This is a genomic window from Saccharomonospora iraqiensis subsp. paurometabolica YIM 90007 (assembly GCF_000231035.2).
GTDB classification, from domain to species: Bacteria; Actinomycetota; Actinomycetes; order Mycobacteriales; family Pseudonocardiaceae; genus Saccharomonospora; species Saccharomonospora paurometabolica.
Genome location: NZ_KI912218.1, coordinates 141102 through 141523, shown reverse-complemented (window position 1 = coordinate 141523; position 422 = coordinate 141102). Strand labels below are relative to the sequence as shown.

General features: G+C 77.3%; 1 pseudogene. It reads left to right on the top strand.

What is annotated here, in order from left to right:
- Positions 1-422, top strand: a pseudogene (locus SACPADRAFT_RS26250) (aminopeptidase P family N-terminal domain-containing protein); the annotation flags it as partial.

The following is a 422-nucleotide window of genomic DNA, read 5'->3' as shown; positions in this document are numbered from 1 at the left end:
CCGCCGCCGACACCGACGCGCTGCTGCTCGCCCCCGGGTCGGACCTGCGGTTCCTGCTCGGCCAGGCGGGCGGGTCGTTCGAACGGCTGACCACCCTGGTGGTCGCCCGCCGCGGCGGACGCGCCGCCCGCGCTGGTGCTGCCGAAACTGGAGGCCCCCGGCTACGGCGACATCCCGTTCGACGACCTCGGCGTCGACGTCGTCACCTGGGTCGACGGGGACGACCCGTACCGGATGGTGGCCGACCGGCTCGGCCGCCCCGGGCGGGTGGCCGTCAGCGACACGATGACCGCGCTGCACGTGCTGCGGATGCGGGACGCCGTCCCTGGCGCCGAGCAGTGCCTGGCCGGGCCGGTGCTGGGGGAGCTGCGGATGCGCAAGGACGCCGCGGAACTGGCGGCGCTGCGCACCGCGGGCGCGGC